The sequence below is a fragment of the Bradyrhizobium sp. 190 genome, from assembly GCF_023073415.1.
GTDB lineage: Bacteria > Pseudomonadota > Alphaproteobacteria > Rhizobiales > Xanthobacteraceae > Bradyrhizobium.
The window spans coordinates 15,444-42,378 of sequence record NZ_JADPJL010000064.1 but is presented as its reverse complement, the minus strand read 5'-3'; the positions used below and the strand labels follow the sequence as shown (position 1 = coordinate 42,378).

Annotated in this window: 19 protein-coding genes and 3 pseudogenes; 6 read left to right on the top strand and 16 right to left on the bottom strand. The window is 56.8% G+C overall.

Annotated elements, in window-relative coordinates; all coding sequences use genetic code 11:
* Positions 1-428: 428 nt before the first annotated feature.
* The gene (locus IVB22_RS31850) at positions 429-662 is read left to right on the top strand and encodes a hypothetical protein (protein WP_247521125.1); all 234 of its coding nucleotides are present in this window, start codon (positions 429-431) and stop codon (positions 660-662) included.
* A gap of 738 nt (positions 663-1,400) precedes the next feature.
* On the opposite strand, the gene IVB22_RS31845 is transcribed toward IVB22_RS31850, so the two are convergent.
* The 3 genes from IVB22_RS31845 to IVB22_RS31835 form a co-directional block, all read right to left on the bottom strand.
* Complete coding sequence (locus IVB22_RS31845; RefSeq protein ID WP_247521124.1) at positions 1,401-2,375, bottom strand: MurR/RpiR family transcriptional regulator; 975 nt, start codon at positions 2,373-2,375, stop codon at positions 1,401-1,403.
* A 329-nt stretch (positions 2,376-2,704) separates the two neighbouring features.
* Complete coding sequence (locus tag IVB22_RS31840; RefSeq protein WP_247521123.1) at positions 2,705-3,349, bottom strand: fumarylacetoacetate hydrolase family protein; 645 nt, start codon at positions 3,347-3,349, stop codon at positions 2,705-2,707.
* Between the two features lie 201 nt (positions 3,350-3,550).
* The gene (locus IVB22_RS31835) at positions 3,551-5,014 is read right to left on the bottom strand and encodes an FAD-binding oxidoreductase (protein WP_247521122.1); all 1,464 of its coding nucleotides are present in this window, start codon (positions 5,012-5,014) and stop codon (positions 3,551-3,553) included.
* Between the two features lie 594 nt (positions 5,015-5,608).
* On the opposite strand from IVB22_RS31835, the gene IVB22_RS41720 reads away from it, so the two are divergent.
* The 3 genes and pseudogenes from IVB22_RS41720 to IVB22_RS31820 all read left to right on the top strand — a co-directional run bounded on the left by IVB22_RS41720 (position 5,609) and on the right by IVB22_RS31820 (position 9,134).
* Complete coding sequence (locus IVB22_RS41720) at positions 5,609-7,201, top strand: GMC family oxidoreductase (protein ID WP_247521121.1); 1,593 nt, start codon at positions 5,609-5,611, stop codon at positions 7,199-7,201.
* A 235-nt stretch (positions 7,202-7,436) separates the two neighbouring features.
* The gene (locus IVB22_RS31825) at positions 7,437-8,420 is read left to right on the top strand and encodes a Gfo/Idh/MocA family protein (RefSeq protein WP_247521120.1); all 984 of its coding nucleotides are present in this window, start codon (positions 7,437-7,439) and stop codon (positions 8,418-8,420) included.
* Positions 8,421-8,644: 224 nt separating this feature from the next.
* A pseudogene (locus IVB22_RS31820) lies at positions 8,645-9,134 on the top strand (gamma carbonic anhydrase family protein).
* Positions 9,135-9,272: 138 nt separating this feature from the next.
* On the opposite strand, the pseudogene IVB22_RS31815 reads toward IVB22_RS31820, so the two are convergent.
* From IVB22_RS31815 to IVB22_RS31795, 5 genes and pseudogenes are all read right to left on the bottom strand, one after another.
* Positions 9,273-9,412, bottom strand: a pseudogene (locus IVB22_RS31815) (IS5/IS1182 family transposase); the annotation flags it as partial.
* A 151-nt stretch (positions 9,413-9,563) separates the two neighbouring features.
* Positions 9,564-10,829 carry a Glu/Leu/Phe/Val dehydrogenase gene (locus IVB22_RS31810; RefSeq protein WP_247521119.1) on the bottom strand — a complete coding sequence of 422 codons (1,266 nt, stop codon included), beginning with the start codon at positions 10,827-10,829 and terminating at the stop codon, positions 9,564-9,566.
* A 208-nt stretch (positions 10,830-11,037) separates the two neighbouring features.
* Positions 11,038-12,270: a pyridoxal phosphate-dependent aminotransferase gene (locus IVB22_RS31805; RefSeq protein WP_247521118.1), complete on the bottom strand. Its 1,233-nt coding sequence runs from the start codon at positions 12,268-12,270 to the stop codon at positions 11,038-11,040.
* Between the two features lie 13 nt (positions 12,271-12,283).
* Positions 12,284-13,849, bottom strand: a complete 1,566-nt coding sequence (locus tag IVB22_RS31800; RefSeq protein ID WP_247521117.1) for an aldehyde dehydrogenase family protein — start codon at positions 13,847-13,849, stop codon at positions 12,284-12,286.
* A gap of 97 nt (positions 13,850-13,946) precedes the next feature.
* Positions 13,947-15,344, bottom strand: coding sequence for a VOC family protein (locus IVB22_RS31795; protein ID WP_247521116.1), 1,398 nt, complete (start codon positions 15,342-15,344; stop codon positions 13,947-13,949).
* Positions 15,345-15,482: 138 nt separating this feature from the next.
* Between IVB22_RS31795 and IVB22_RS31790 the strand changes: the two genes are divergently transcribed.
* Positions 15,483-16,388, top strand: coding sequence for a LysR substrate-binding domain-containing protein (locus IVB22_RS31790; protein WP_247521115.1), 906 nt, complete (start codon positions 15,483-15,485; stop codon positions 16,386-16,388).
* Between the two features lie 416 nt (positions 16,389-16,804).
* Here IVB22_RS31790 and IVB22_RS31785 read toward each other — a convergent pair whose 3' ends face one another.
* The 6 genes from IVB22_RS31785 to IVB22_RS42125 all read right to left on the bottom strand — a co-directional run bounded on the left by IVB22_RS31785 (position 16,805) and on the right by IVB22_RS42125 (position 23,633).
* Positions 16,805-17,320 (bottom strand): hypothetical protein, encoded by a 516-nt coding sequence (locus IVB22_RS31785; RefSeq protein WP_374207756.1) that lies wholly within the window; start codon positions 17,318-17,320, stop codon positions 16,805-16,807.
* A 225-nt stretch (positions 17,321-17,545) separates the two neighbouring features.
* Entirely contained in the window at positions 17,546-18,514 is a 969-nt protein-coding gene (locus IVB22_RS31780; RefSeq protein WP_247521114.1) for a hypothetical protein, read from the bottom strand.
* An 87-nt stretch (positions 18,515-18,601) separates the two neighbouring features.
* Positions 18,602-19,876: an FAD-binding oxidoreductase gene (locus IVB22_RS31775; RefSeq protein ID WP_247521113.1), complete on the bottom strand. Its 1,275-nt coding sequence runs from the start codon at positions 19,874-19,876 to the stop codon at positions 18,602-18,604.
* A 69-nt stretch (positions 19,877-19,945) separates the two neighbouring features.
* Positions 19,946-20,890 (bottom strand): hypothetical protein, encoded by a 945-nt coding sequence (locus IVB22_RS31770; RefSeq protein ID WP_247521112.1) that lies wholly within the window; start codon positions 20,888-20,890, stop codon positions 19,946-19,948.
* Positions 20,891-22,056: 1,166 nt separating this feature from the next.
* Positions 22,057-22,938 carry a transporter substrate-binding domain-containing protein gene (locus tag IVB22_RS31765; protein ID WP_247521111.1) on the bottom strand — a complete coding sequence of 294 codons (882 nt, stop codon included), beginning with the start codon at positions 22,936-22,938 and terminating at the stop codon, positions 22,057-22,059.
* A gap of 563 nt (positions 22,939-23,501) precedes the next feature.
* The gene (locus IVB22_RS42125; RefSeq protein WP_374207758.1) at positions 23,502-23,633 is read right to left on the bottom strand and encodes a hypothetical protein; all 132 of its coding nucleotides are present in this window, start codon (positions 23,631-23,633) and stop codon (positions 23,502-23,504) included.
* A gap of 582 nt (positions 23,634-24,215) precedes the next feature.
* Between IVB22_RS42125 and IVB22_RS31755 the strand changes: the two are divergent.
* A pseudogene (locus tag IVB22_RS31755) lies at positions 24,216-24,778 on the top strand (DDE-type integrase/transposase/recombinase); the annotation flags it as partial.
* 219 nt (positions 24,779-24,997) lie between these two features.
* Here IVB22_RS31755 and IVB22_RS31750 read toward each other — a convergent pair.
* Positions 24,998-25,834, bottom strand: coding sequence for an MBL fold metallo-hydrolase (locus tag IVB22_RS31750; RefSeq protein ID WP_247521110.1), 837 nt, complete (start codon positions 25,832-25,834; stop codon positions 24,998-25,000).
* Between the two features lie 29 nt (positions 25,835-25,863).
* Complete coding sequence (locus tag IVB22_RS31745; RefSeq protein ID WP_247521109.1) at positions 25,864-26,730, bottom strand: hypothetical protein; 867 nt, start codon at positions 26,728-26,730, stop codon at positions 25,864-25,866.
* Positions 26,731-26,935: the final 205 nt, after the last annotated feature.

The following is a 26,935-nucleotide window of genomic DNA, read 5'->3' as shown; positions in this document are numbered from 1 at the left end:
CGACATGCAGGAATATTTCCGTGTCAGCCCGCCCTCGGTTCACCAGATGGTGCTGACGCTGGAACGAGCCGGCCTCATCACAAGGCAGCCAAGGACGCCTCGCAGCATCGAGGTCCTCGTTGATCCGAAACACCTGCCAGAGCTAATCTGACCGCCCGACGCAACCTGTCAAATTCACTGTGCAGAGCCACTAGTGCCGCATTCTTCTCCAATATTTCGTGTCGTCCCTCGGAAGTTGCTTGAACGATCAAAAAGCCGATCTTGCTCAGATGTGGAATGTTGATCCGGTTGTTGGGCCAGCTGTCGATTACGGTGGCACTAACCATCCCGTGCGGCTCGCGCGAAGCGCCTATATCTTCGATACCTAAGATGAGTTTCGCGGCGCCGACAAGTGCGTTACGCCGCCGAGACATCGGGGTGGTTTGCGTATGCCCGTTCTCGCCATGGATCTCGATCACTCCACCACCCACCCACGAATTATTGCGGACGACTCCAATTGGGATCTGATGGACCTCCAACACCGATCCTTGCTCAATGTGAAGTTCGAAATAGCTATCGATCTCTCGACCCCCAACTGGAGCTTCGCCAGCATAGCCGATGCGAGCCAGCTCTCCACCGATCGTCAAGCCGCAGCGATCAGCAAATGCCAGCGCCGTATCTAGCTTCAGTCGCCCGGCATAGACGGAGCTCCCTGTCAAGCCCGGCCACCGAACCCCCTTCATTGGTCCAGTTTACGATTTCGTTTGCACGTTCGTTGTCACGTTGCTTCGATTGAGTGCTCTAGCGAGCTCAAGACCGGCAAGCACGCCGAGCACTCCATCGAATCTCCCCCTGGCGTTTGCGTGTCCAAGTGACTACCAACCATGGCTGAGACATTGCGCGAACCGCGTCGGCGATGCCAATACCGATTTCGGAACGATCAATAGCAAATTGGAATTATAGACCGTCTTTTTTTAAGGTCGGCATGGGATCACGAGAGCACTCTGCTCTAACTGCGAGAAGACCGCCCGCCGTCGCAGTCCAGTTCGTAATCGGGCTATCGCTGTTCGTGGCCGGTGAGGAGTTTTCCGGCACCAAGTTCCGCTCGGCGCTCCTATCTCCCACCTGCGCAGGCGGCACATTCCGCTCCCAAAATCGCCGGCATGGCGATCATGAAGTCAGCGTGCATCCCATCGGGCTCGTTGTTCGCGGCGGCGCGGTACCGCGGCTCGAGTGCCCACTGTGCTGCAAGCTTAGGTACGGAGGCCGAGGGATCACTAGCTCCCATTGCCGATCGTATGATCTCATTCCTGTCGAGATCGCTTCTACGCGGGCGTCGACATCGACGTGCGCACCGCAGCAGCGGTGTCCACCTACTGCGCAGCGCGCAAGGGCTGGAGTGTTCAAGATCGATGGCCCGACTAGCGCACCGTTCGCTTGCTGTTCAAGGAGCGCTTTCGCGAAGCAGCGGTAGGCGCCCGGCGCCGCTTGGCAACCTCACCGGACAGGAGATACTCACCAGATCCGACCAGAAACTGCTCATTCTCACGGATCCGATTCTGCGCAGACTCGCCCAGGCTGCTGATTGTTAAGGCCGCCAGTAGTTGGGCCACGGCGATGGCCCCAAGCATTGACTCTGGAAATGCTTGTCCGGATGTTTGCGCTACAAAATGTAGACGACCAGCAAACTCGCCGACAGGTGCAGCAAAGCTGTCGGTGATTGCTATGACGCGAGCGTCCGATAGCGACGCCTTCTCGGTCAGCCGGTGAACCAATCGATTGAAGGGCGCAAAGGTTACCGCGACAAACGCATCGCCTGGCGAGAGGTCTTCCAAAACGCTCTCCGGTGCCCCTCCCGGGCTATCCAGCAGGATGACGTTTGGCCTCGCCTTTCGCAAAGTATAGGCCAACGTATATGCTGGAGTGAACGCTGTTCTCCTGCCATATACAAATACCTTTTGCGCGTTCGCCAAGAGATCGACCGCTTCTCTCAGCTTTTCCTCGGACAAGTGCGCACGAGCTCGTCTTACGACATCCAGCTCAGCTGCGAAAAATGATTCGACAAAGTCCTCCAGTCCAGCGCCTTCGCCCATTTTGCGGATTAGCGCTCTTGCGCTTTGCTCGTTGCGGGTGATCGACATGCGATCCCTCTGCTGACGATCTCGCATGATATCGATGAATCGGTCCCGCAGCTCGCTGTAGCCCGCCAAACCCAATCGTTGCGCCAACCGGACGAGACTCACAGGGGGGACGTTTGCGCGCCGAGCGATCTCCCGCATCGAATGAAAGGCGACTTCGTCCGGATTGTTGATCAGATAATGGGCCGCATCCACCGCCTGTCCGGACAGATCGGCGCAAATCTCTTTGATCTCCTCGACCAGATCCAATGAACCCACGCGATATCTCCGATCCGTCTATCGGACTACAATCCAAAGCCTAGCCGACGCGCTCCAGCCGATGCCCCGTCAGAAAGATATGACCGGCCGGTCTTGATTTCCCCGTAGCGAACCTGCATATCGCGGTTTTAGGCGAGCCAGCGCAATAACGCCAGAGATTGGTTGGCTTGATCCAAGATAACGCGGTCTGTATCCGACGGATCCGAAAGCTCAAAATCGACGCGCTCACCCGATCGAGACGTCGGAATTGCCAAGGAGATCGACGCGTTTAAGCCGGTTTCGCAGTTCGCCCAGACCTGTCGCGCGCACCACAACTTCATCCCCCTCGGTCAGGAAGATTGGGGGAGTCTGGGCAAGGCCGACGCCGCTGGCGTGCCCGTCAACAAAATATCGCCCGGCCTCAAAGTCATTCCAAATGATAGCTCGGCGATTAGCTTCTCAACCGGAAAGGCCATTTGGGAAATGAGAGCGTCCTGCCGGATCTCTCCATTTAAGAGGCATTGCGGGCGGACTGCACCGAGATCGACTTCGTCAGCCGTCACGATGTACGGTCCGATAGGCATCGTTCCGTCGATGCTCTTATCCATCAGCCACTGTCCGCCATGACGCCGTTGCAAGTCACGCTGCGAAATGTCATTCGCCAGACAATAGCCGAAAATGTAGCCGGCGGCTTCGCTCCCAGCGATGCTGCGGCCCGTCTTCCCGATGACCACAGCCAGCTCCGCTTCGTAGTCCCACTTGCTCGAAATCTCAGAGTCGAACGCGATGGGATCACGGGACCCAACAACGGTATCCGGACCTTTGGTGAAAAATGTCGGCGCCTTCGGCACCCTCCTTGGCATCTTGGCCCTCGCGCTTTCCTTGGCCCTCGTTGAAATGATCGAAATAGTTCCACCCCGTGCAAAGTATGTCACGGCGAAACCGTCGAACAGGCGGCAGGAGCGCCAGCTCCGCCAATGACGCGCGCTCGGCATCCTGCTCGCCTATGAGGCGCTCCTCCGCCAGGGACTGCGCCCCGCCTTCTATGATTTCCAGCAGATCATTGAAGTGCTCGGAAGGAGAACGACTTCCTCGCCTGAAACCACTCCGACGCGAATGGCATCGCGGTGCACGGCGCAAACAAATTGCATATCCTTGTTACCTCTTGCGGTTCCTTTGGAGGGCGAAGATGCCTGCTAGACACCAATGCGATTCACGCGATCAGACCGCAATATCTTGCCTGGGTTCATTATATTCCCAGGATCAAATGCTCTCTTGATCCTGGCCATCATCTCAAGGTCGAGATTGTCCTTGAATTTTTCAAGTTCTCTTACATGCATCATTCCGATCCCATGCTCGGCGCTGATGCTGCCGCCCAGCTCGACACTTACCTCGTGGACAATGAGATTGGCGAGCGCAGCCGCATTCTCTCTTTTTTCGGCAGTGTCGTAGAAGGCCCTATCGAAGACAACGATGACATGGATATTTCCATCGCCGATGTGTCCGCAGTAAAATACGTCTGAGGCTTCAAAGGTCTTAGTCAGCCGTTCATCCACTTTCTCTATGAACGCCGGCACCTTTGAAATCGGAACGGACGTATCGTTGGTTACGGAGAACCCTTTTCGCACATTCGATTCAGAGATGTTGTGCCTCAGCTCCCATAGCCGTTGAGCCTTGGTTGAATCAGAAGCGATGACTGCATCATGTACTAGGTTGCGTTCGATTGCTTCGCCCAGAATAAGCTCAAATAGTCGTCCAGGGTCCCAATCAATGCTGCCATCGGCGAGCTCGATCAAGACATACCATGGCAATGTCAGCTCCAGGGGGGACTGTCGCTTCTCGGAATGAGCGAGGACGCACTCCAGCTGCCCCTTCGAAATGATCTCGAAGGCCTCGACCTTATTGCCTGTACGATCTGCGAAGAGTTTTAGGAGATCTACTGCCGCCTGCATGCTCGACAATGAAACCATTGCCGTTCCGCTGCTTATCGGCAACGGGAAGAGTTTCAGAGCGGCAGCAGTCACGATTCCCAACGTTCCTTCCGCGCCAATGAAGAGCTGCTTAAGATCATATCCCGAATTATCCTTGCGAAGGACCTTTAGGCCATTCCAGATGCTACCGTCTGGCAGAACGACTTCCAGCCCCAAGACAAGGTCGCGCATGTTCCCATAACGAAGAACACCGGTTCCCCCGGCGTTTGTGGAAACAAGCCCCCCAACCTGACAACTGCCCACACTTCCAAGGAGCATTGGAAACAACCTGCCAGCCCCTTCCACGGTTTCCCGAAGAGTTGCCAAGATACAGCCTGCCTCGGCAATGACCGAATTATTCAGACTGTCTACCTCTCTCACTCGGTTCAATTTTGAGACGTTGAGGATCATCGAAGGCCCGTCTTCAAGGGGGATAGCGCCTCCGGTCAGACCGGTATTTCCCGCCTGCGGCACGATCGCGACCCCAAGACCGCTACACACCTTAATGAGTTGGGAAACCTGCTCTACACTCCCCGGCAGCACCACGGCCAATGCTTGGCCGGCATACCGGCGGCGCCAATCTGTGAGGTAGCCAACCGTGTCGGAGGGCGACGAAAGAATTCCGCTTGTCCCGGCGATCTCAGTAGCGGCCGAAATCAGCCGTTGACGAATGTCATTCACGTCGGACATGTCTGAGCAGTCTCCAGTTGTTGGAGGGTTTGGACCACTTGCTCCTATACATTGTCAATAGGATCGTTTGCTCCTCACCTAACCCGACTGGCCACGATGGTTGCCGGAAGGGAGTTTTCAAGGGTCGACGCAGACGAGCTCGCCTCTCGCGCACAAGAGCAAGGCGACGATATCGTTCGTCTTATGTCTGCGATCCAATCGCAATGCCCGAATTTGGCTGCCGGTGTGTGGTCGTAGTCGAACCACCAGACAATGCCATTTTGCCATATGCCACCTGTCTCGCGACCAAGGTTTGCCAAACGCGGAATGACACGTTCCGTAAGGATCGTCCGCCTCTGCCGGTCAATTATGTCCGTCAAATGTGGCTGGTCTCCGATCTCAGGATCGGACCAGGCGCATCAATTCCAGTCCGGTATTGTTTCTTCCGAAATTGGTATTGGCGGCGGCAGGACCTAACGTTCATTAGTGCAGATAGCCAGTCTGCACAGGGCGGCAGGGCTGCTGCCCCAATCGGATCGGAAGCTTGAGTCCGATGAAGCTGCCGCCGATCACGAGCACCTCGCACCCCTCGGCCAATGAAAGTTTGGAGCGCGCGTGCAATTTGAGTTCGACTACATCGTAGTGGGCTCGGGTTCGGCCGGGAGCGTCGTAGCGTCGAGATTGTCTGACGATACGAATCTATCGGTGCTTCTCGTGGAAGCCGGTGGGTCCGACAAATCACTCAAAGTCGTGATGCCTGGCCTGGTGAGTTCGCTATTTGGCGATCCGAATTATGACTGGTGCTTCACCGCCGAGCCTGATCGAACGCGGGCGGGGCAGTGCGACTACATGCCTCGTGGAAAGGTTCTGGGGGGAACAAGCTCAATCAATGCAATGTGTTTCCTCCGCGGCAGTGCCGAGGATTTCGAAGCTTGGGCATCACTTGGCAATGAGGGCTGGGATTATCGAAGCGTCCTGCCCTATTTTCGCACGTCGGAGAGATTTGAGGGCGGTGGGAGTCCGACGCGGGGAGACCGCGGCTTTCAGCCCGTGTCCTTCTTGAGGTCCGCACATCCGATGTCGAAAATCTTTCTGGAGGCATGCGTCCGCCATGGCGCCAAGCACATATCCGATCTGAACAATGGAGAGTACGAGGGTGTCGGCTTCGCTCAAGTGTCGCAGCTAAGGGGCTCGCGATACAGCGCGGCGCGTTCTTATGTTTGGCCCGCGCGCAAACGGCGCAATTTCCGCCTTTTGTTGCATACACAAGTTCAGCGAGTTCTGTTCGAGAACCGCAAAGCGACAGGCATCGAAGTTGTCAGAGGTAATGATCGCACTGCCTTCAAGGCTCGAAGGGGTGTTGTATTGAGCGGCGGCGTATTCGGCACTCCGCACATTCTCATGTTGTCGGGAATCGGGCCTTCCGAGCAATTGCGTCGTATGGGCATCGACGTTTTGATTGATGCTCCCGGAGTCGGTCGCAATTTGCAAGATCACGCCGGCACGCGGCATGTGGCTTGGGTCGATATTAAGACGCTAAACATGGTAGTTGGACCGATAGAGAAGCTGGCCGCCGGCTTACAATGGTTGTTCTTTGGAAAAGGCGCGGCCGCGAGTCCCATGACGCAGGTTGTACTCGCGCGAAAGATGGATCGCCCGGACCGGCTTTCGCGCTTTCAGGTCCTGTTCACGCCTGGTGCTTATGAAATGAGCCTAAATGGAGCGCAATCTCTAGACCGACCTGCCGTTATGGCAATCGTCAACGTTCACCGACCCTATTCCTCCGGCTATCTTGAATTGGATTCACCTGATTTTCGAGAGCCACTTAAAATACATCCTGATCTCTTCGCTGACGAGCGAGATCTTGACACCCTCATCGCCGGACATCGAATCGTGAGAGAGATTTTCCATACCGCCCCGCTTCGAAACCACGTTGTCGGGGAGTACAAGCCCGGCCCATCACTTCAGAGCGATGATGAACTGAAAACGTTCATTAAAGAGACGGCGCGGGGAATCTATCACCCTGCCGGAACCTGCAAAATGGGTGCAGGTCCGTCATCTGTCGTCGACAGCAGGCTGGCTGTGCGCGGCGTGCAAAATCTCTACATTGCCGATGCATCGGTCATGCCCTTCGTAGTCAGCTCGAACTTGAATGCCACCTGCATGATGGTCGGTGAACGACTTGCCGAGTGGCTTAAAGCGGCCTGAGCTGCACGTAAACCGAAGACTGATTAACTGGTGCTTTGAGTGAAGGATTGACTGATTTCGAGGATAACATTGATGTCCATTGCAAATAGCAGGGCTTTGGACCGCGGCCGGATCGGCAATCGACGTGATGGGTGATCGTATCAAGCGACTGTCGATCATCGAGCGGTATAGACCCCGATTCTTTCTTGTATGATCTCGCAACTGGAAAACACACAATCGTTTGGGCAGGTGACTTATGCTGAAACTAGGAATCGTAGGGCTCGGTCAATGGGGCCGGAGGTTGGTAGGGGCAATCCAGAAGGACGGAGAGCCGAAGAGTACTCTGGTACATTTTACAGCAGGCTATACGCGCTCACCGAATAACCACCACGCATTCTGTCAGCAGGAAGGCCTGACGCTTTTCGATAGCTACCAGGACCTTCTGAAATCTGTTGACAGCGTCATAATTGCATCACCTCACAGCGAGCATGTCGATCAGATCTGCCAGGCGGCGGCAGCCGGTCTAAGCATCTTCGTCGAGAAGCCGCTCGCACTTGACGTCGCTGGAGCCTTGAAAGCAATAGATGCTGCTGGGCGCGCTGGAAAGCAACTGGCGGTCGGATTTAATCGCAGGTTCCTGCCGGCGTATTCGCGCTTGCAAGGCCTTTTAGCTGACGGCCGACTCGGGCGTATTCTACATCTTGAGGGCAATTTTTCCGGACCATTCGGCATGCAGTTTGCGCCTGAGGATTGGCGCGCGCATGGGTCGGAAACTCCCGCTGGCGGCATGACGCTCATGGGCATCCACGTTTTGGATGCGATGATCGGTCTCGCCGGCCCGATCGCGGGCGTGAGAGCGAGATCACGAAGGCAGATCCTGGAGATAGATTTGGACGACACGACCGACGTCCAGATCGAATTCGCAAGCGGCTGTACCGGGTACCTAAGTACGATGACCGCGACTGGGCGGAATTGGAGACTGCAGGTGTTCGGAACGAACGGCTGGGCTGAGATGCATGGCTATCAACAGCTCACATTCGCGCCAATAGGCCAAGATACGGAGACGACTCAGTTCGATGCGGTTGACATCGAACGCGCAGAACTGGAGGCTTTCGCCCGCTTTGTTGTAGACGGGACAGAATATCCGATCCCTATCCAGGAGGTAGTCAGAGGGATCGCTGCGCTCGAGGCGGTCTACAAGTCGACAACCGAAGATCGTTTCGTTGCTGTCGATTCTTAGAGGATATTCACTCCGACATCGTATGCACCGGCGGCAGCGGGAGGCCGGCCGCTTCGAATTCGTGATGATGGCGCCCATCACCGCGGGCTTCTGAATCATCATGAACGCACCTTCTTCCTTTGACGTTGCGCTCTGCCGCCGTGCTGGTCTGACCAACGCTCGGCGCGCAGCCTTTTTTGAGAATCTTCGTCTTGCTATGCCAAGATCTTGCATGAGAGGCCTTGATGGCGATCTACGAGCTCGATGGGCAGGCGACCGACCTTCCCGCCGATGGCAACTATTTCATTGCCGACACCGCACCGTGATCGGCTGCGTGCGGTTGAAACCCAGCACCAATGTCTTGTTCGGCGCGGCGACAATGACGGGATCGAGGTCGGCGAAGGCTCCCACGTGCAGGATGGCTTTCCGCTCGTCATCGGGAAGAATTGCACCCTAGGCCTCAACGTCATCTTTCACGGCTGCACGCTCGAGGATGGCGCGCTTGTCGGCATGGGCGATCGTGATGAATGGCGCCAGGATCAGCCGCAACAGTATTGTCGGCGCGGGATCCGTCATCACCGGGGGCAAGAAGTTTGCCGGGCGCTCGCTGATCATCGGTTCGCCTGCGCACGTGATCCGCACGCTCGATGGAACGCCCAGGTCGCACGAATGGGCAACACGGCAAAGTTCTATGTCGGTCCGCGCTTTACCAAGGGCTTGGAGCGGATTGGCTGAGGCGTCGCTTTAGCTTCCGTCTGACTCTCCAGCCTCGTTTGATTCGCCACTTCTTGGTGAGCGGCCACCCATAACGCGTGCTCGTCTCTGTCATCTTGGTAGGGAACGCCTCGCCGGAATAGCTGAGTTCAGAGACTCGTGCTGGAAAAACTCAGAGCGATGAAGTGGCGCAAATACGGACCGTCGACCCAGCGCTGGCAGGCCCCTCCGGGCAAGCCGTAGATGTGCTTGAGCAACAGCGGCCGGATGACGCAACGGCACTCGATGCCGGGGCGACCTGCTTTTCCTGTAGGCCGCGAGAAGATCAGTGAGTTCCGCGGAACGAACTGTATTCTTCCATCCTGACGCCTGTGCCAGTCTCCACACAATCCGCCGTCTCACCGAGCTTCCCGTCTCGTCACACTGATCGGAGCATGCAAACCAAGAAGATCAAGGAAAAAGGCCTCTGGTTCGCTTGGCAGATTGCACCACGCTGACGCCAATTGCCATCGCCGCCATTCGATGCGAGATGCGATCGCGCCTTGCGCGAGCTATCGTTTGCTGAAAGGAGCGCTCGAGAATTCGGTGCAGGCGATCGAATACCTCGGCTTCCTCCCAAAACAGCCGCTGGAGATCTTGCACCCATTCGAAATAGCTGACGATGACTCCTCCTGAGTTGCAGAGAATGTCAGGCAATACAAATATCTCACCGCCTCGTTGATCCAGTATAGAGTCAGCCTCGGGTGTGGTTGGACCATTAGCGCCCTCGGCTAGAATGCGACACTTTAGTTGCGAGGCATTGTCGCCAGTAATGACCTGCTCGATCGCGGCCGGTACGAGGACATCGCACGTTCTGACCAACAGCTCGGATGGGTCAATTAGGCTCTGAGCGGAGAACCCCGAAAACCGTCCGCGTTCCGCAATGTGACGTTGTAGCTCACCAACATCGAGACCGGCGGGATCATAGTATGCGGCCGTGTGATCACTGACACCGACGATCTTAACCCCTCGTTCGGCAAGGGAATACGCTGTAACCGACCCGACATTGCCGAAACCTTGCACAATGGCCGTCGCGTTGCCCGCGGCAATCCCAAGGTGCTCGAGCGCGCGACCGACCAGATAAGCAACTCCCCGACCCGTAGCTTCGCGGCGGCCCAGCGTGCCTCCTGTTGATATTGGTTTTCCCGTGACGATCTCGTTAATCGTTTGCCCCTGGTACATCGAATAGGTATCCATAAACCATGCCATGATCTGCTCGTTGGTGCCCATATCGGGAGCCATAACGTCGGTATGTGGACCGACAAAAGGAATCATCTCCTGCATGTAGCGTCGGGACAGCGCCTGCAGCTCGCGCGGTGACAACGAATACGGATCCACAGTAATGCCCCCTTTTGCCCCACCGTAGGGAAGACCCGCGAGCGCACATTTCCAGCTCATCCAAATGGCCAAGGCGGCGACTTCACCAATATCGACCGATGGCGCGAACCGCGTTCCGCCCTTGGTTGGCCCCAGAGTAAGGTGATGTTGTACACGGTAGCCCTGATAGACCTCTGTGCGGCCGTCATCCCTGTGAATTGGGCACGAGACAGCGATTGCGCGCTTCGGATACAGCAGTCGGTCCCTGTCCATCTCCAGGATTTGGAGGTGATCGGCAACCCGCTCGAATTGCTTCGTAGCCATTTCGAACACGGGCCCGCTATAGATTGATTTGTTCATAGGTCAGTCATCCAACTCGATTAACGATGAGGCCAATTGGAGGGTCGAGGTTCGAAAAAAAGGGGCCGCTCCGCAAAAACGGAGCGGCCAGTTTCGTTCGTCGAGGGAGGAACAGTACGACGAACAACTCGGAAGATCGATCAGGGGACGGTCGGCCTCAGGAAGTCACAATCACCAACCACGCTCCGTTGTACGAAGACCCACATGGTTAACCCAGTCGACCCGTCGCAACCGCAATCCGCTGGCAGGCTTCCTTGAGCTCCGAAGCCGAAGTGGCGTAAGAGATGCGAAAATGCGGGCCCAGCCCGAACGCAGATCCCGGTACCACGGCGACGCCGACACTACGCAGGAGATATTCCGCGAAATCGGCATCGCTGTTGATGCATTCGCCATCCGGCGTCTTCCTGCCCATCACTCCCGCGCAACTGGCGAATGTGTAGAACGCACCCTCGGGCATACGACAGGTAATACCTTCGATTCCGTTCAGTGCAGCCACCACGAGATCGCGTCGCAGTTGGAACGAGCGGCATCGCTCCGCGACTATATCCACCGGGCTGTACAGCGCTGCGATGGCGGCAGCCTGGCTGATCGACGATGGACACGACGTCGATTGACTCTGGACGACCGCCATGGCGCGAATGAGCGGGCTCGGGCCGCCCGCATAGCCAATCCGCCAGCCCGTCATGGCATAGGCCTTGGAGACACCGTTGACCGTCAGGGTGCGGTCGCGGAGGGAAGGCTCGATCGCGGCCGGCGTCACGAAACGGAAGTCGCCGTAGACGATATGCTCGTAGATGTCGTCCACCATGAGCCAGACGTCAGGATGCTTCAGCAACACGTCCAGGATCGGTCGGTAGTTTGCCTCCGAATAGGCCGCACCGGTTGGATTGGACGGTGAGTTCAAAATAACCCAGCGCGTGCGCGGCGTGATTGCCCGCGCGAGATCCTCGGGGTTGAGGCGGAAACCGTTGTTTTCTTGACACGGGACGAACACCGGCTTGCCGCCCATGATCAATACGATGTCGGCATAGGTTACCCAGTACGGCGTCGGGATGATGACTTCGTCGCCGGCTTCGAGCGTCGCCATCATTGCATTGAAGAGGATCTGCTTGGCGCCTGCCGAAACGGTAATTTCGTCCTGCCGGAAGTCCAGGCCGTTGTCGCGCTTGAACTTCGCGCGGATCGCGGCTTTCAGTTCAGGCGTGCCGTCCAATGCCGTGTATTTGGTCGCACCGGCATCCATCGCGCGCTTCGCCGCGTCCTTGACATGCTGCGGTGTGTCGAAATCGGGCTCGCCTGTGCCGAGAACGATAACGTCCCTCCCCTGACACTTGAGCTCCGTGGCGAGGCCCGTGATCTTCAGGATCTTCGAGACGCCTATCGGCGCAAGACGGCTCGCCGGCCGGAATGGGGTTGGTGGCGGTTGAACGGGAGCGTTCACGTGTGATCCTCACTCATACGAGATCGAACTTCACGCCTTGGGCGAGCGGCAGCGTCCCGCCGTAATTGATAGTGTTCGTCGCGCGCCGCATATAGACCTTCCATGCATCGGATCCGGATTCACGCCCGCCGCCGGTCTCTTTCTCACCACCGAATGCGCCGCCGATTTCGGCTCCAGATGGCCCGATATTGACGTTGGCAATGCCGCAATCAGAACCACGCGCCGACAGGAACGTCTCGGCCTCACGCAAATCATTGGTGAAAATCGAGGATGAGAGGCCCTGCGGAACGCCGTTATGCAACGCCAGTACCGCGTCCAAATCGTTGTACTTCATCACGTAGAGGATTGGCGCGAAGGTTTCGTGCTCAACCGGTCCCGTTTGGCACGCCATCTCGACCAGGGCAGGACGGACATAGTAGGCTTCATCCGCCTCCTCGACGGCTACGCGCTCACCGCCATGAACGGTGCCACCGGCAGACGTTGCGTCTTCAAGTGCGCGTACCATGCTGTGATAGGCTTTCTTATCGATCAGCGGACCAACAAGCGTTGCGCAATGAAGTGGGTTGCCAATGGTAACGGATGCGTAGGCGCACTTCAGGCGCGGTAGGAAAGCGTCGTAGATGCTTCCGTGAACGAACAGGCGGCGCAACGTCGTGCAGCGCTGGCCGGCTGTGCCCATTGCGGCGAAGGCAACACCGCGCAACGTCAAATTCAGATCGGCCGTCGGCGCAACGATCGCGGCGTTGTTGCCGCCAAGCTCAAGAATCGCGCGTGCGAAGCGTTGAGCAATCCGCGGTCCGACCGCACGGCCCATGGCCGTCGATCCGGTGGCGGAAACCAAGGCCACCCTTGGATGCTCGACGAGAAGTTCGCCGATCTCACGCCCGCCCAACAGCACTGCGGAGAGCCCCGCCGGCGCGATCCGGCCGCTCTGGTTGAAGCGCGTCACGGCGCGTTCAAACAACGCCTGGGTTACGAGCGCCGTCAACGGCGTCTTCTCTGACGGCTTCCAGACGATGCTGTTTCCGCACACGAGCGCGAGCGCCGCATTCCACGCCCACACCGCAACTGGAAAATTGAACGCTGAAATGATACCGGTGGCGCCGAGAGGATGCCAACTTTCCATCATCCGATGCTCGCCGCGTTCGGTCGCTATGGTGAGGCCATAGAGCTGGCGGGACAGCCCGACGGCGAAATCGCAGATATCGATCATCTCCTGGACTTCACCAAGCCCCTCCGATACGATTTTCCCGACCTCAATCGAGACCAACCGGCCCAGAGCCTCTTTGTTGGCGCGCAATTCTTCGCCGAGCAAACGTACAAGCTCGCCGCGCTTTGGCGGCGGCACCAATCTCCATACCCGGAACGCCGTATGCGCCGCCTCGATAATGGCGACAGAATCATTGGTGCTTGTTTCCTGAACCTGTCCGATGGTTTTGCCGGTGATCGGGGTACGCACCTTGAGCGAACCATGTTTGTAGCGCGGTCTGATGACGCCAAACTCCGTGAGCAGCCTGTCGACTTCATCCGACAGATCGAGCTTATTAGCTTCAATTTGTATATTCGTTTCAATGGACATTGCGGCCTTCCAGAGTCGTGGTGATTGGCAGATGCCGGGAAACTAGGTTGCGGGGCTCTTGCGTCGCAAAGCAGCGCACGTCACGCGCATTCTTCCTTTACGCAAAGGCGATTTGTGGAGATCCAAGCTGCTTCAGCGCCCGCTCAAGCGAGACCTTCTCCCCCTTCTCATAGAGCTCCAATTCGTCCTGAACTACGGCGCCGAGCGCCTCTTCGAACTGACCGCGATTGGAGTGCGCGGAATAATTCTTCTGCTCATCGGTGCCGAGGTTTGACTGGAATATGCCGGCTGCGCTGACGGGCAGGAAATCCTCATACACGATCGGGTCAAATCGCAAGAAGCCGCGCGCGATCAGTTCGCACAGTGACTCGCAGCAGGGGCTTGATGTGAGTCCGGTCGCGGTTGCCGAATAACGGAAGAAGGCGAGGCCCCTGCGACGAAGTTCAGCCCAGTCGTCCGGAAAAGATTGGAAGCGCTCTGAGAGCTCCACTTCATAAGCTACCGCATTCGGATCGAGGGCGCCGAGCTGAACATCGCGACGAACAGTGGCTAGCAACTGATCATAAAGGCTCCGCCCCGTTGTCGTGAGCGCGACGCCGCGCTGCTCGATTTCACCGAAGCGCGCCGTATGAGTGCCTGACGCAACATTGCCCGCGCTATGGCTGAAGGCGATCGGCTCGTCCAACGCCTTGAAGCTGGTTTGCCGCAGGAGGATCGGACACTTGCGACGCGGCGGCCCCTCGATGACCGCCTTGGGAGTAATGCCACATTGCGGCATGCCCGCCTGGACGGCATCGATATCCAAAGTCCGCGGAGTGAGATGGTTGATATGTGGACCCTTAAAACTGACGATGTCAGCAACCAAGCGGTGGGTACGATGCAGCTTTTGATAGGTATCAAGGTCGACGGTCGCCACACTGTGCCAGCGAAAGGTATCCAGCGTCGCGCGAACGAACTCCTCCGCTTCCGGCCGAGTCAGCCCGCCTTCGGCCTCGAACACGTCGACGAGTTCGAGAACACGTGGCGTAAAAATTTGGCGAGCAGCCAGGATCGCCTCGGCCTCGGCGCGCAGCGCTAAATCTTCAATCAAGTCGAGACGAAGTAGAGATGTAAACACCCGAAACGGATTGCGGCGAAGCGCTCCTTCCGCGATAGGACGAAAGGCAGTGGAATGAACCGGCACACCAGCGATCGATAAATCATAATAGCCGACGGGGTACATGCCCATGACCGCAAACACGCGGCGCATATCAAACAGCTCTTGGGCCGCGCCCAGCCGGATAGCACCATGACGCTCTATACCCAGTCTCTCGATTTCGCAGCCCTGTTCGAGCATCGCACGTAAGGCAGAATCGGCGCGCAATGTCACGGCATTTACGTCAGCAACAAGCTCCAAGAGTGTCCCGTATTGCGGAACTTCCGCGCGATACATGTCGGACATTGCGCGCGAGAACAGGTCGCGGATGCTGTCAGGATGAACGTGTCGTGCGACCATCAATAGCTCCGTTACTGGTTGTCGCTGCCCTGTGCAGCGCTTCCCGAGTCATGCCAATTTGGTATGTACAGCCCAGATTATGGTTGTGTTTTCGCAGTAATCAAACGATGTTTACTCAACAGATCATTCTCGATTGAAATGACTATGCAGACGTCGTCCCGCCGATTCCTTCCCTCGACCGCGCTGTTGGCAGCCTTTGAGGCGGCCGCCAGAACAGGGGGCATAACGTTGGCGGCGAGAGAACTCAACCTCACGCAGAGTGCGGTCAGTCGGCAGATCAAGCTCCTTGAGGACCAGCTGGAGGTCGAGCTCTTTGTACGCGAACGTCAGTCTATCCGGCTCACCACCGCCGGCGAAGCCTATGCGCGCGAGATTCGCGAGGCGCTGCGCAAGATCAGCACGGCCTCCTTCAACCTTCACGCCAATCCGAAGGGCGGCACGCTCAATTTGGCGATCTTGCCAACCTTAGGCACGCGTTGGCTGGCGCCAAGACTTCCTAAGTTTCTCGCGCAGAACCCGGGCATTACCATAAATCTTGCAACGCGACTGACCTATTTCGATTTCCGCACCGAAGCGCTTGACGCGGCCATCCATTTCGGGCGGCGGGACTGGCCCGGCATTGAGATGGTATTGTTACGGTCTGAACAGGTCGTTCCTGCCTGCAGCCCCGAGTTGAAGAAGCAATATGGATTTCGCGCTGCAGGTGATCTCAAGAACGCACCACTGCTCAGCATCTCGACGCGGCCCAATGCTTGGGAGCAGTGGTTCTCGGCGCAGAACATAGCGGGTGCATCCGGACAGACGATGTATTTCGATCAATTTGCCACGGTTTCCCAGGCTACGATGGTGGGCGTCGGCATCGCGCTGTTGCCGACGTTCCTGATTCAGGACGAGTTGGCGAGCGGCAAACTCGTTCGGGCTATCGACCTGCCAATGGAAAGCGCAGAGCGTTACTATCTGGTATGGCCGCCTGAGCGATCGAAACACCCTCCCCTCATCGCCTTTCGGGATTGGCTGCTTGCGGAGACCGCCGCTGATCGCTGAACGACAGATAGCTATTGCTGCGTCGTCTCCCACGACACACTTCTCTCGTACGCTCCACCTTAATGCGCGCTGAGCGACTCAATCGTGCGACAACCGAAATCGTCGCCAACGCAGGAGGCAACTATCGAAACCTCACCGCCTCATCTCGACGTTCCTCTTCGGAATATGGTCAATACGGACGATAGTCGCTGCCCAGCCTAAGCAAGGTGGCATCTCGAACAATCCTACACAACGGCGGGGAAGAAGCAGCTAAACCGCCGCGTGGTCACGCCGCCATCGAGCAACGATTTTGCCCGATCATGAAAGTCGAGGCGTCTGAGATGAAATAGTCCACCGAGCCGGCGATTTCGTACGGGGTCACTGATGCGACTGAGAGGTGTGGTGGCGCAGCGATGCTAGAGGCGCTCCTAATCCTCTCAGAACGGCGGCGAAATCAGTCTTGATAAGACCTGGTGCAACGCAATCGAAGGTCCATCGCCCCCCTTTTGAAGCGAGATTTTGCGGGGAGTTCGAAATCGGCGGCATTTGAAACGCCGTAGGCGCCCGTCACATCTGACCGCGCATTCCTCCGGGATGATCATGACCTCTTGCTGCGCATGACCATCTGGGGAGATCGCGAGCGCAAAGCCAGAGATTTCTCTTGACGTTCGCGCCCATGATCTTGTCGTGACCCCGCGCGTGACATTGAACAGCGGGCCGTAAATAGGGATCCACCGAGACGTGCAGACCATGATGTCATTTGCCTTTGTGGCGCCCGCAATCCGCGCCTCGACCTCGTTGCGGCGAGCGATATTGAACGGGCCGACATGCGCATCGCCGCCGGCTTTCCTGATGCCGTACGTGCTCTCGTGGCAGGGCCGGCCTTGCGGCTGGAGATCACGACCTTCGCGACGCCGAGCTGAGCCCAGCAATTCAGCCGGTGCCCGGCCCATGCCGCGGCTCGAGCCAGTGATCACGTGACTTGGCGGTAAGATCGAAAGAGGGTTTCGTCACGGCACGCACTCTGCGGTGCGGGCTTGTATTCTCAGCTGCTAGCAATATATGGCTGCGGGCGGGAATAACCGCTGCGTTGATACGTCGCGATACTAAAAACCCATCTGGAAGAACGGGATCGTACGCGTCAATGATATGGAACACCGGGACGCCATGCTTTGGTCTCATCGCGCCAGAAGGGTTCCGATCCCAGATGCGCGAGCCTTTCTAATAGCCAATTCGGCGAGCGCCAGATCTGCGATTGCGAAACCTCGGAAGCAGAACAAGGCCCTGGTTGGCGCACGTTGTCCCAACGAGCCGGAAACAACATGCCCGAGGTCATCCTGAAATCGTACAGCTTCGACCGGATGTCCCGATTCTCCCATAGGCGATGTGGTTTGCTCCAAACTGTCTGTGACAAGCCTATCGAAAGCTGTGAACGTCTCCGGCCGCCAAGTCCAACCGGCGTCGACCGACGAGGCGAATGACGAGGCCGGCATCAATCGAGCATCCAGAGGCGACTTCGATCCGGGGGAACGTGGAACCATAGAGACCACAATTTCGCTTTGACTCAACAGCGTATCAGGATCATTCGAGATGATCGGGGTCAGTCCTTTCTGGCATGCTGCAATCGCAACTCTCTCCGCGGAGCTGACGCTCCGGCTCAAGAGATAGATCCTACGCAAAGACGGAAAAAGATCGACAAACGCATCCAAGTGGCTAAGCGCCTGCGACCCGCATCCCACGAGGCCGATGGTTGTGGGGGCCTCAGGCGCGAGATAGACGGCTGCCGCCGCCGACATCGCCGCTGTCCTTATCAGCGTGATGAAATTGCCATCGAGAACCGCGACAGGAACCCCCGTTTTATAATCACTTACGCAGATCAGGCCGTTGATTCCATACGTTCCTTGCTTGCCCTCGACTGGGGCCATCGCAATCCATTTTACTGTCGCGATACCGCTGGCCTCGGATGCGGAGCACATCGACTGGAAGACGCGGCCCGGACCGATGTCAAGACTCGTTTTGGGCAAGCTGCGATTTCGAGCAGCCGCATTGTCACGAAATGCGGCTAGGACCGCCTCACGTGCTCCCCGGGGGGAAATGTTCAAGTTCTGGACATCGGCAGTCGACAGGTAAAGCAGATCGGAGGACATCTCTGGTACCTTCAAAAAGGCGCTCGGTCGGTTATCTCGGTCGGAAAACTATCCAAGCATTGGAGTGGAATTTGCATCGACGTGAGCTCAGAATCTGAGCACAGACATCGCCGACACGTCACATTGAGGCTCCTGTCCTGCGACCAGTGCGGCGAGCAGCTTTGCCGTTGCCGGTGCCTGCGCGAGGCCGGCGTGACCATGCCCAAATCCATAAAACAAGCCTGCGCAGAACCCGGCCGGGCCGATACATGGCAGGTCATCAGGAGTACACGGGCGGTGGCCCATCCATTGATCGATCACTTTGTAGGACGCGAAAGACGCCTGAAAAACACTTGGCGCGAAGCGGCGCAGAATCTCTGCTCGCCGCCAATCAGGAGCGGCTTTGACACCCGCAAGTTCCACCTGGCCGGCAACACGCAATCCTTGCCGCGTCGGCGTAATGCCCATCTTGCCATCGGCCGGCATTATCGGATGAGTGACAGTATTCCCTCCATCCGCGATCACGACGTGGTATCCGCGCTCCGATTCAAGCGGAACATGGTCACCGGCGGCGGCCGCCAGTTCTTTCGATCCAATTCCCGCCGTGACAACGGCCTGCGCACATTCAACGCTCGCGTTGGCAATCTTTACCGCCCTGAGGCGGCCATCTAAAATCTCGAAACCAGTCGCTCGCGTTTGGATGAATTCACCTCCCCGCTTTCGGATTAGTTCTGCAATCGCTTCGCAGTACGCCTTTACGTCCGTACAGTGGCAACCTTCATCGAGCCGCACGCCGAAATGGTACCGCTCAGAAATATTCGGCTCGAGTTCGTGGAGATCGATATCGTCAAGCTCGGTGAACTTAATTCCAAAGCGCCGTCGCATTTTCCATGCAACACTTGCAGCAAGGTATTCCGATCTGTCCCGGTAGATGTACAGCTGCCCCTTCTGCTCAATCAGATGGCTGACGCCCGCCTCGGCTGCGACATTCTTGTGATCTATCGCAGTGTGTCGGCAAAGCTCGAAGCGCACTCTTGCGCCTTCCTCAACCCTTTTCCAATTCCGGCCGGCCCAGACGAACCTGAGAAGCCAGGGTAGTAGTCGAGGCAAATATGCCCAGCGGATCACGAATGGGCCGGACTTATCCATCAAGAAACCTATAACTTCACGCCAAAGTCCGGGCACCGAAACTGGCATGATCGCCGATGTACTAATCCATCCGGCGCTCCCGTACGACGCAGCCTGTCGGCCCCCGGGCTCGCCAGGATCGATGACGACTACGTGCCGGCCTGTCCGTTGAACTTCCAGTGCGGTCATCAGCCCCACGATGCCAGCGCCGATGACCGCGACTTTTGTCTCATTATGATCGAATTTCGCGTCCACGTGCGCCCAGCTCCTCCAAGGCGCGCGAGGAAGTCGCGAGCCCGGCATGCATTGTTGGAAAGCTATTCTCTAAAACATTCGCCGGTCTGAATCGGTCAAACACCAAAGCTCAGTTCGCTGACCATCCTTCTTCTCGACAGATCGGACTAGTTTAACGCGCGCAGTCAATACCCTCAGGATGCCTGTAAACAGCGCAAAAAATGCGTCATACATCTCGTCGGCGTAGATCCCCCGGAAGGGTGAAAATGTCGATCTCGTGATTCTATGTTCATCACCATTTCTTGCAAGTTCCGCGTCGTCACCGAGTGAATTCAGCACCTTAAGAAAAATTGAAGCGATCGCACTAGCGTTGCGCTCCGAAACTCCCATTCTGTCTGCAATTTCTCGCGCGTATTGCGTTCCCAAGCCAAGCATCGCCTGCGTCACCAGGAATGACGCGTAGGGTAGGCCGTACGCTTCAACGAGCACCTGCGCGGGTGCTGCGGCATAACTCTCCGCATAACGGCGGCGGGCCCTGAGGAGGCGAGCCTCGGGCCATTGCACAGGGTCAAGTTTAGGCGCCGCATCCTTATCAAACTCTGGCGACGTCGACACAGGCTGAAATCTCAACGCCTGCTCTAATGAGATATTCTCATCGTATTCAATGAAGTACCCCTCGCAATAAGGGTCGCCATATTCCTGAAACTTCGTGCAAACAAAGCCAAGCCGCGGACATCCCAGCCAAGTACCATTGTATCTAATCCAACCTTGAAGCGCAGCGAGACCCACGGATGCCGGCACCGCGATGATACCCGTGCCTGGAAACGCCCATGCGGGAGCTAGATAACGAATCCAAGCTTTGCGATCCGTCTCACGGACGTATTCCATCGGAACATTTCCGATAAGATAATTTGACATGTAATGATATTTGGCCGCCGCCACCGCTGGCGGATCATTCCGGACTCCAAGCTTATCGAGACCGGCGAGAAAGTGCTTCTGACCGTGGCCATTCGAGAAGGCGTATTTGAGCTTCACGAGACCTTCCTGGCCCTTTTCCCTCAGCGTGACCAACTGCAGAGCGGCGTATGCTCTTGACCACAGAAAGGTCGGGAACTCGACATTCTCGCAATTACTTGTCTCTTGAATCATAACCACCCCCAATTGATACCATTCGATAGAGAACCTTGGATCTTGCCCGCAAGCCCCTGAGCCAGCTCGTTCACACCATAAAAATGCATGCCCATGCCTGCCTGCTCGATGACAGTTTACACAACACCGGGATGCACGCGCCCGAGCACCTTCCTTCGATCTCGATCTCGTCAAGCAATCGGGCAACAGTCACTCATCCAACTGCGGGGCGACACCTCGTCAAGCAGACTGGAATTTTGCCGAACTGACTCTCACGACGCCAATACCAACTGCGGAGCCACCAATACCGGATTGGAATTGGTATGCATGCATTGAAGCTAAGCGGAGCATCCCACGCTCCATCCGGATGAAATGGAGCAGCTGATTTTCTTCGCCCCTTCGTCCAGTTTTCATGTAATTCGTCGCTGCCATAGGCGGTTTCTCCGAGCATATGCTTCGGCGGCTTTACCCTGCGGATCAGGCCATTTGGGATGCGGATAGACGTGCGCCTCGCGTCCAATCAGGGGCAATCGCATCACCGGCAGCCACCTTCTAGCACATGAACGATGTTACCGATCACGCGGTGATCATCGTACGCACGTTTACTGGAACGGAGCTGGAGAGGACCGCATAAGTGCTGTGCGATGGATGTGTTTACACCGGTGACCTGGGCGTGGTCGATGAGGACGGCAACTTCTACTTCAATGCAGAAAGAAGAGACGGCATGCGCTACCGTTGCAGAATGTGGCTCGGCGTGGGAGAGTGAGCGCGTGATCAATGCCACGCCTGAGGTAAAAGAATCGGCGATGATGTGAGGAACACTGGTGGCTCCTCTAATGTCATCCCCAGGCGCAGCGCACTCGTCCTGAACCGCTAGGCCCGATCAGCGGAACCTTTACGCCCGGTCGCACCTGCAGGTCGAGATCGACCAGACCGTGATAAATCACCTAGTATCGCTGGCGTTTCGGAGAGACTCCGCCCGCCGAGTACAGCGACTACAAACGCTGCCCCACAAACCCGGCGCAGGTGAAGGCTAGTTTTTTTCAAAAAATGGCCTTCACTGCAGTCGCTCCTTACTCGCAGCTTGGCACTACGTCCTTCGCCCTGTGAGTATTGGCCACGCGATCCCAGCTGGCAAGCGCGTCCTTCTTGGCAATCCCGTTCTTCTCGTACGCCTCTAGAAGCATCTGCTTCATCGTGCCATTGCTGCGTAACACGTCGAGCTGTTTGTCGAGCTCGTCGCGGAAGCGTATGTCTTCCTTGCGGAAGGCCGCGCCATATCCGGCCAGCGGTCCATCGTGGTTGACGACCACCTCAATGCCCTTTTGTTCCAGGTGGGTGATAGCGAGTGCACCAGCATAGAAGGCATCCGCCCGACCACCTTTGACCGTCGCCACTCCAGCCTGAACGTCAGGGACGCGCAAGATTTGGCCGGGCGTTACGCCCGCCTGCAATGCATAAGCTTCCTGAGCTGACCCAGCTGTAGCCGCTAACTTCACGTCTGGACTGTTAGCAATCTGACTGAGCGAACCCGTCAAATGCTTTGGATTTCCAGATAAGACATACAACCCATTACGCTGGACCGTCACAGGTCCAGAATACACAAGCACCTTGCAGCGGTCTTCAGTGTACTGCAGGCCAGCGCCCACCATGTCGACGTGATGGGCCTGCAGCGCGGGAATCTGCGCATCCCACGACGTAAGAACTGCCGTCATCGTTGGCACGCCCATGCCTTTGAGTGCCAACTTCAATACCTCAGGTGAATAGCCTGTTCCCTTCCCATCGGGCGACACAACGGTAAAGGGGGGAGCCGAGCCCCACGCCGCTTTGATTGTTCCGGCTTTCCGCGTCGAGGCGAGAAGAGCGTCTTCCGTTTGTGCAGCGCCCGGCAGCGCATAGCCGGTTGATGCAAGCAGCAAGACCAGTAGTGAAAACTTTAGCCCCTTACCCACCACGTGTGCTCCTTTCAAGGTTCTTCGACATCTGATCGATCAATTCTGTCGTATGTCGGCTGCGACAACGCCAATACCAATTCCGGAGAGATCAATACCAATTTGGAATTGATGCGCGCGATTCTGGCCGGCTCGAAATTTGCCGCAGTGCCCGACAAACCTGCTGTGTGGTGGGTCCAGATCGAGGGGATACTTCCTGACGTTTGCAGTAGTAGCAATCATCTGGCCTTGCCCCCAGATGTGGAACGGCCCGCGTGGCAAGAGCTTTTTCAATCGATTCACACATTGGAACGGTGCGCTCATATGTCCGGCCTTTGCGCGCGGCACATGGCCGCTGGCCTCGATGAGATCCCCGTAACGAGGAGCCCAATCAAGTTTACGCGCTTAAGCGCATTGGGGGCAGTGGCTTCACTCGTCTCGGGATTTCGTCCCATGGGTTCATCGCCTGTTGTTGCACCTTGTCCTCTGCCGGCCTGCGCCGGTCAGATCGTTTTGGCGATCACTGCATCCATCAGACGGCGTCCGCGGTAATCACCGGTGGGTCGGGACGCCGATTAGTCCCGCCACTATTCAGAAGCGCCCCAGATGATCCGCGCTGCCTTGTTGGCCTGCGCCACCGCTGCGACCTTGAACGGCCGTCTGGCGAGAAGCGCCTTCAGCCACGGCCGCGTCCGAGCGTCGTTTCGGGCAACCCGCAAGACGGCTGTTGCCCCGACGATAAGGAGAGCGCGGAGTTCCGGATTTCCCATCTTCGATATTCGTCCCAGCCGCTCTTTGCCTCCGCTTTGAATGAGAACGCGGCGTCAATCCTAGCCAGGCAGCAAAGTGGCGAGCTGACTTGAACCCGCCGGGATCCGGCACAAGCGCCTTGATGGTTGCCGCCGTAATGCGCCGACACCAGGGATCGTGGTCAACCGACGCATGTCCTCGTCGCGCTTGGCCTCCATGACGATTGCGCGATCGAGCCTGTCGATCTGGTCGCCTGAAGCTTCGATCTCATCGGCAATAGCCATCAGGGCGAAGCGCGCTGCTGCGGGCAGGCGAGCATCTGTCTCGTCCCGCACGATCGCGACCAGCGCCTCAGGCGCTACCAGCCAATGCCCGTCTGGCGCTGGCTGCTCTTGTGAACCAACTAAAGGAATTGGACCAGCAGGTCGAGGCCATCGAGCGTGAGCTGGCTCTCATCCAGAGAGTAAATCCGATGGCGAAGTTGTTGTCCTCCATTCCCGGCGTTGGTCCCATAACGGCCACGGCTCTCGCGCGACCGTGCCGGACCCGACCAGCGCGTCTATCGTCTTTACAGGGAGTTGAGCCTGCAATTGCCCAACAAAACGCCGAAGCGTCGCGTGGAGGCCAAGCTGCGCGAGGATAGGACGCAAGCACGCCAGATCAACGAGACCTGGGCGATGGACTTTGTTCACGACCAACTCGCCACCGGCCGCAAGATCCGCGTGCTCACGATCGTAGACACTTTCAGCCGCTTCTCGCCTGCCGTCGATCCCCGCTTCAACTATCGAGGCCAGGATGTCGTGCTGACCTTGGAGCGCATCTGCAAAACCGTCGGCTATCCCAAGACGATTCGCGTCGACCAGGGATCGGAGTTCATCTCCCGCGATCTCGATATCTGGGCTTACCAGAAGGGTGTCGTGCTGGATTTCTCGCGGTCGTGAAAGCCGACGGACAACAGCTTCATCGAATCGTTCACGGCAAGTTCCGAAGCGAATGTCTGAACACCCACTGGTTCCTGAGCCTTGACGACGCACGGCAGAAAATGGTCAGCGCGATCGGCAACAAGGCGCCGATATCGCTGTTGAATGGCTCATCGGCGCCCCCGCCAGCATGAGCCTAACCCCTGAAATTCCAGCATCGGCTGGCCTAGTTTTGGGGAGCACTTCATCCAACAGCCAGCGCGAACTCAGGATTGGATAAAACTTGGGGGCAAGGTCCATCATGAACCACAAGAAGCTCAGCCGACGTTATCGGCTTAGCGCAAGATTCGCCTCCCCGCGAACGACCCATACGCGTCCTCGCGCGACGAACTAAATCGGAATTGGTTTGTTGACTAACTTCCTGTTCCGGATGCAGTGACATTTCCTCGATACGGCCGCCTGTAGGCCTCCCGCAGAACCGGTTCGACACTGTCAAGATTATCTATAACACACCCGTGTGCGGGGGCAATCAAATCCGGCTTCTTCTGGTCAATGAGTTTCCTCACACTATTCATTATTTCGTCGGACTTACGGAATCGTGTCCAGAAAAGCGCGGCTTGGTTTAGAGTCTCCGCGAACTCAATCTTGGGCGAATAGGGGAGCTCGCTAGACATCAGCGCGCACTCACCATCTAGATGTGTAGGGTCATCATCTTGGTCTCGTGTCCCGTTGTGCGCGTACGAGAATCCGTCCGCGACGAACATTACCCGCGTTTTACGCTCGAAAGCCCAAGCTGAACTCACGAGATCCTTTATGGGCGCATCTAAAAACTCCAACTGGTACCCCCCACCGAGTTCAACTACGAGGCTCTCGTGAACGGGAGTCAAAAGCGATAAAAGCTCTGGATAATATAGATGAAAGTCCCGCTTGTCCGTAAGTATTCTCATGCCAGGATACTTTTGAACAAGCCGCGCCAAATTCCCTGCATGCGGAAGCTCGAGATGCGTTACAAATACCCAATCCAAGGCGCGTCCCGCGAGGATCTCGTCGAGTTGTCTTTCTAATTCGATCCAACCTTGTTTGGTCGGCACTCCCGTATCTACCAGCAAGGATTGGCACGATCCCGTGATAAGAAAGACCGACACATGCAGATGGACAGGCGCTCCAGCGAGATCGCCTTCCACACAGTGTCCCATCCAGAAAACCGACGGAGCAACTTCTCTAGGCAAGCGTCCCCTTTTCATATGCATAGCTTGTTTCCTCCGAAGGTTTTATCAGTTTAACGATTGCTTGCGTCGCGCAACATCTGTTGCACTAGTTCATAGTGCCGAAGCACTTTATTCCGGCCAGAGATGATGCAGCCGTGAGCAGGACAGATGTGCTCGATTTCTACTTTTTCAAAGATAGCGCTTAGACTTTGCTGAATGGCTGAAGTCTTAGAACCAGGAAGCCACCAGTACCTTGCTGAGAGATTTTTCCAAGCGTCGCGCTCGTTTATGTCATCACTGTCGATCGTGTAACCGAATGCGTCCGATGGGAACAATGCCTTCGTCTGCTGGTCGTAGCTCCAGTACGCCGAGAGCATTCTAAGTGAAGGCGTGAAAAATGTCAGTTTCCTGCATTGCGAGACTGCCACGGTAGTCTCAGTGGCCACGCGCTTTATCTGAAGCGCCTCATTTCCCTGTGAAAATCCTATGTTACCAAAGCCATCGAGACGGGAGGAAAGCACACCCCCGGTATAGATACCTTCTATGGAGAAGTTCTGCGAAAGAGCTGCCAGATTTCCAACGGATTCGAACTCTGAACGGCTCAGGAATACGGATAATCTACCATTCCTTCCAACCAGTTGCTTCACTTGGTCAATGACTGCGCTGCGAAGAATGGCCGGTCCAGTGTCGATAAGCACTCCGCTAGAGTTGGTGTCACGGAGAAAGAAACAACCCATTCGCTGCTTCCCACTTAAGCCACGTCCAATCCAGCTAGTATTATCCCCGTTTACTGCCAATGAGCCCCCAACGCTCCAAAGCACTCCTTTCACGATTTCAATGGATCGGTGATCTTCGTCCCCATACGCTGTGCTCATAATATCTTGTTTTCCTCTAGCATATTCGGGGTTGCGCTCGATCGCATCAGCGCCGCCCTGCAAAGATCAATCTTTGATCATTTTGATGCATTGTAGGCGGACCGCTTCCGGCGCGGCCAATACCGATCTTGGAAGGATCAATACCAGAGTGGAATTGGCGCGTTGGGTTTAGGGCGCGTGTTTCAGCAATTCCCGGGAACGGAATTCGGTAATGCGGGGACAGCGATTTCAGACAGGGTTCCCGAAGCGTCGATAACCGCTATCGACG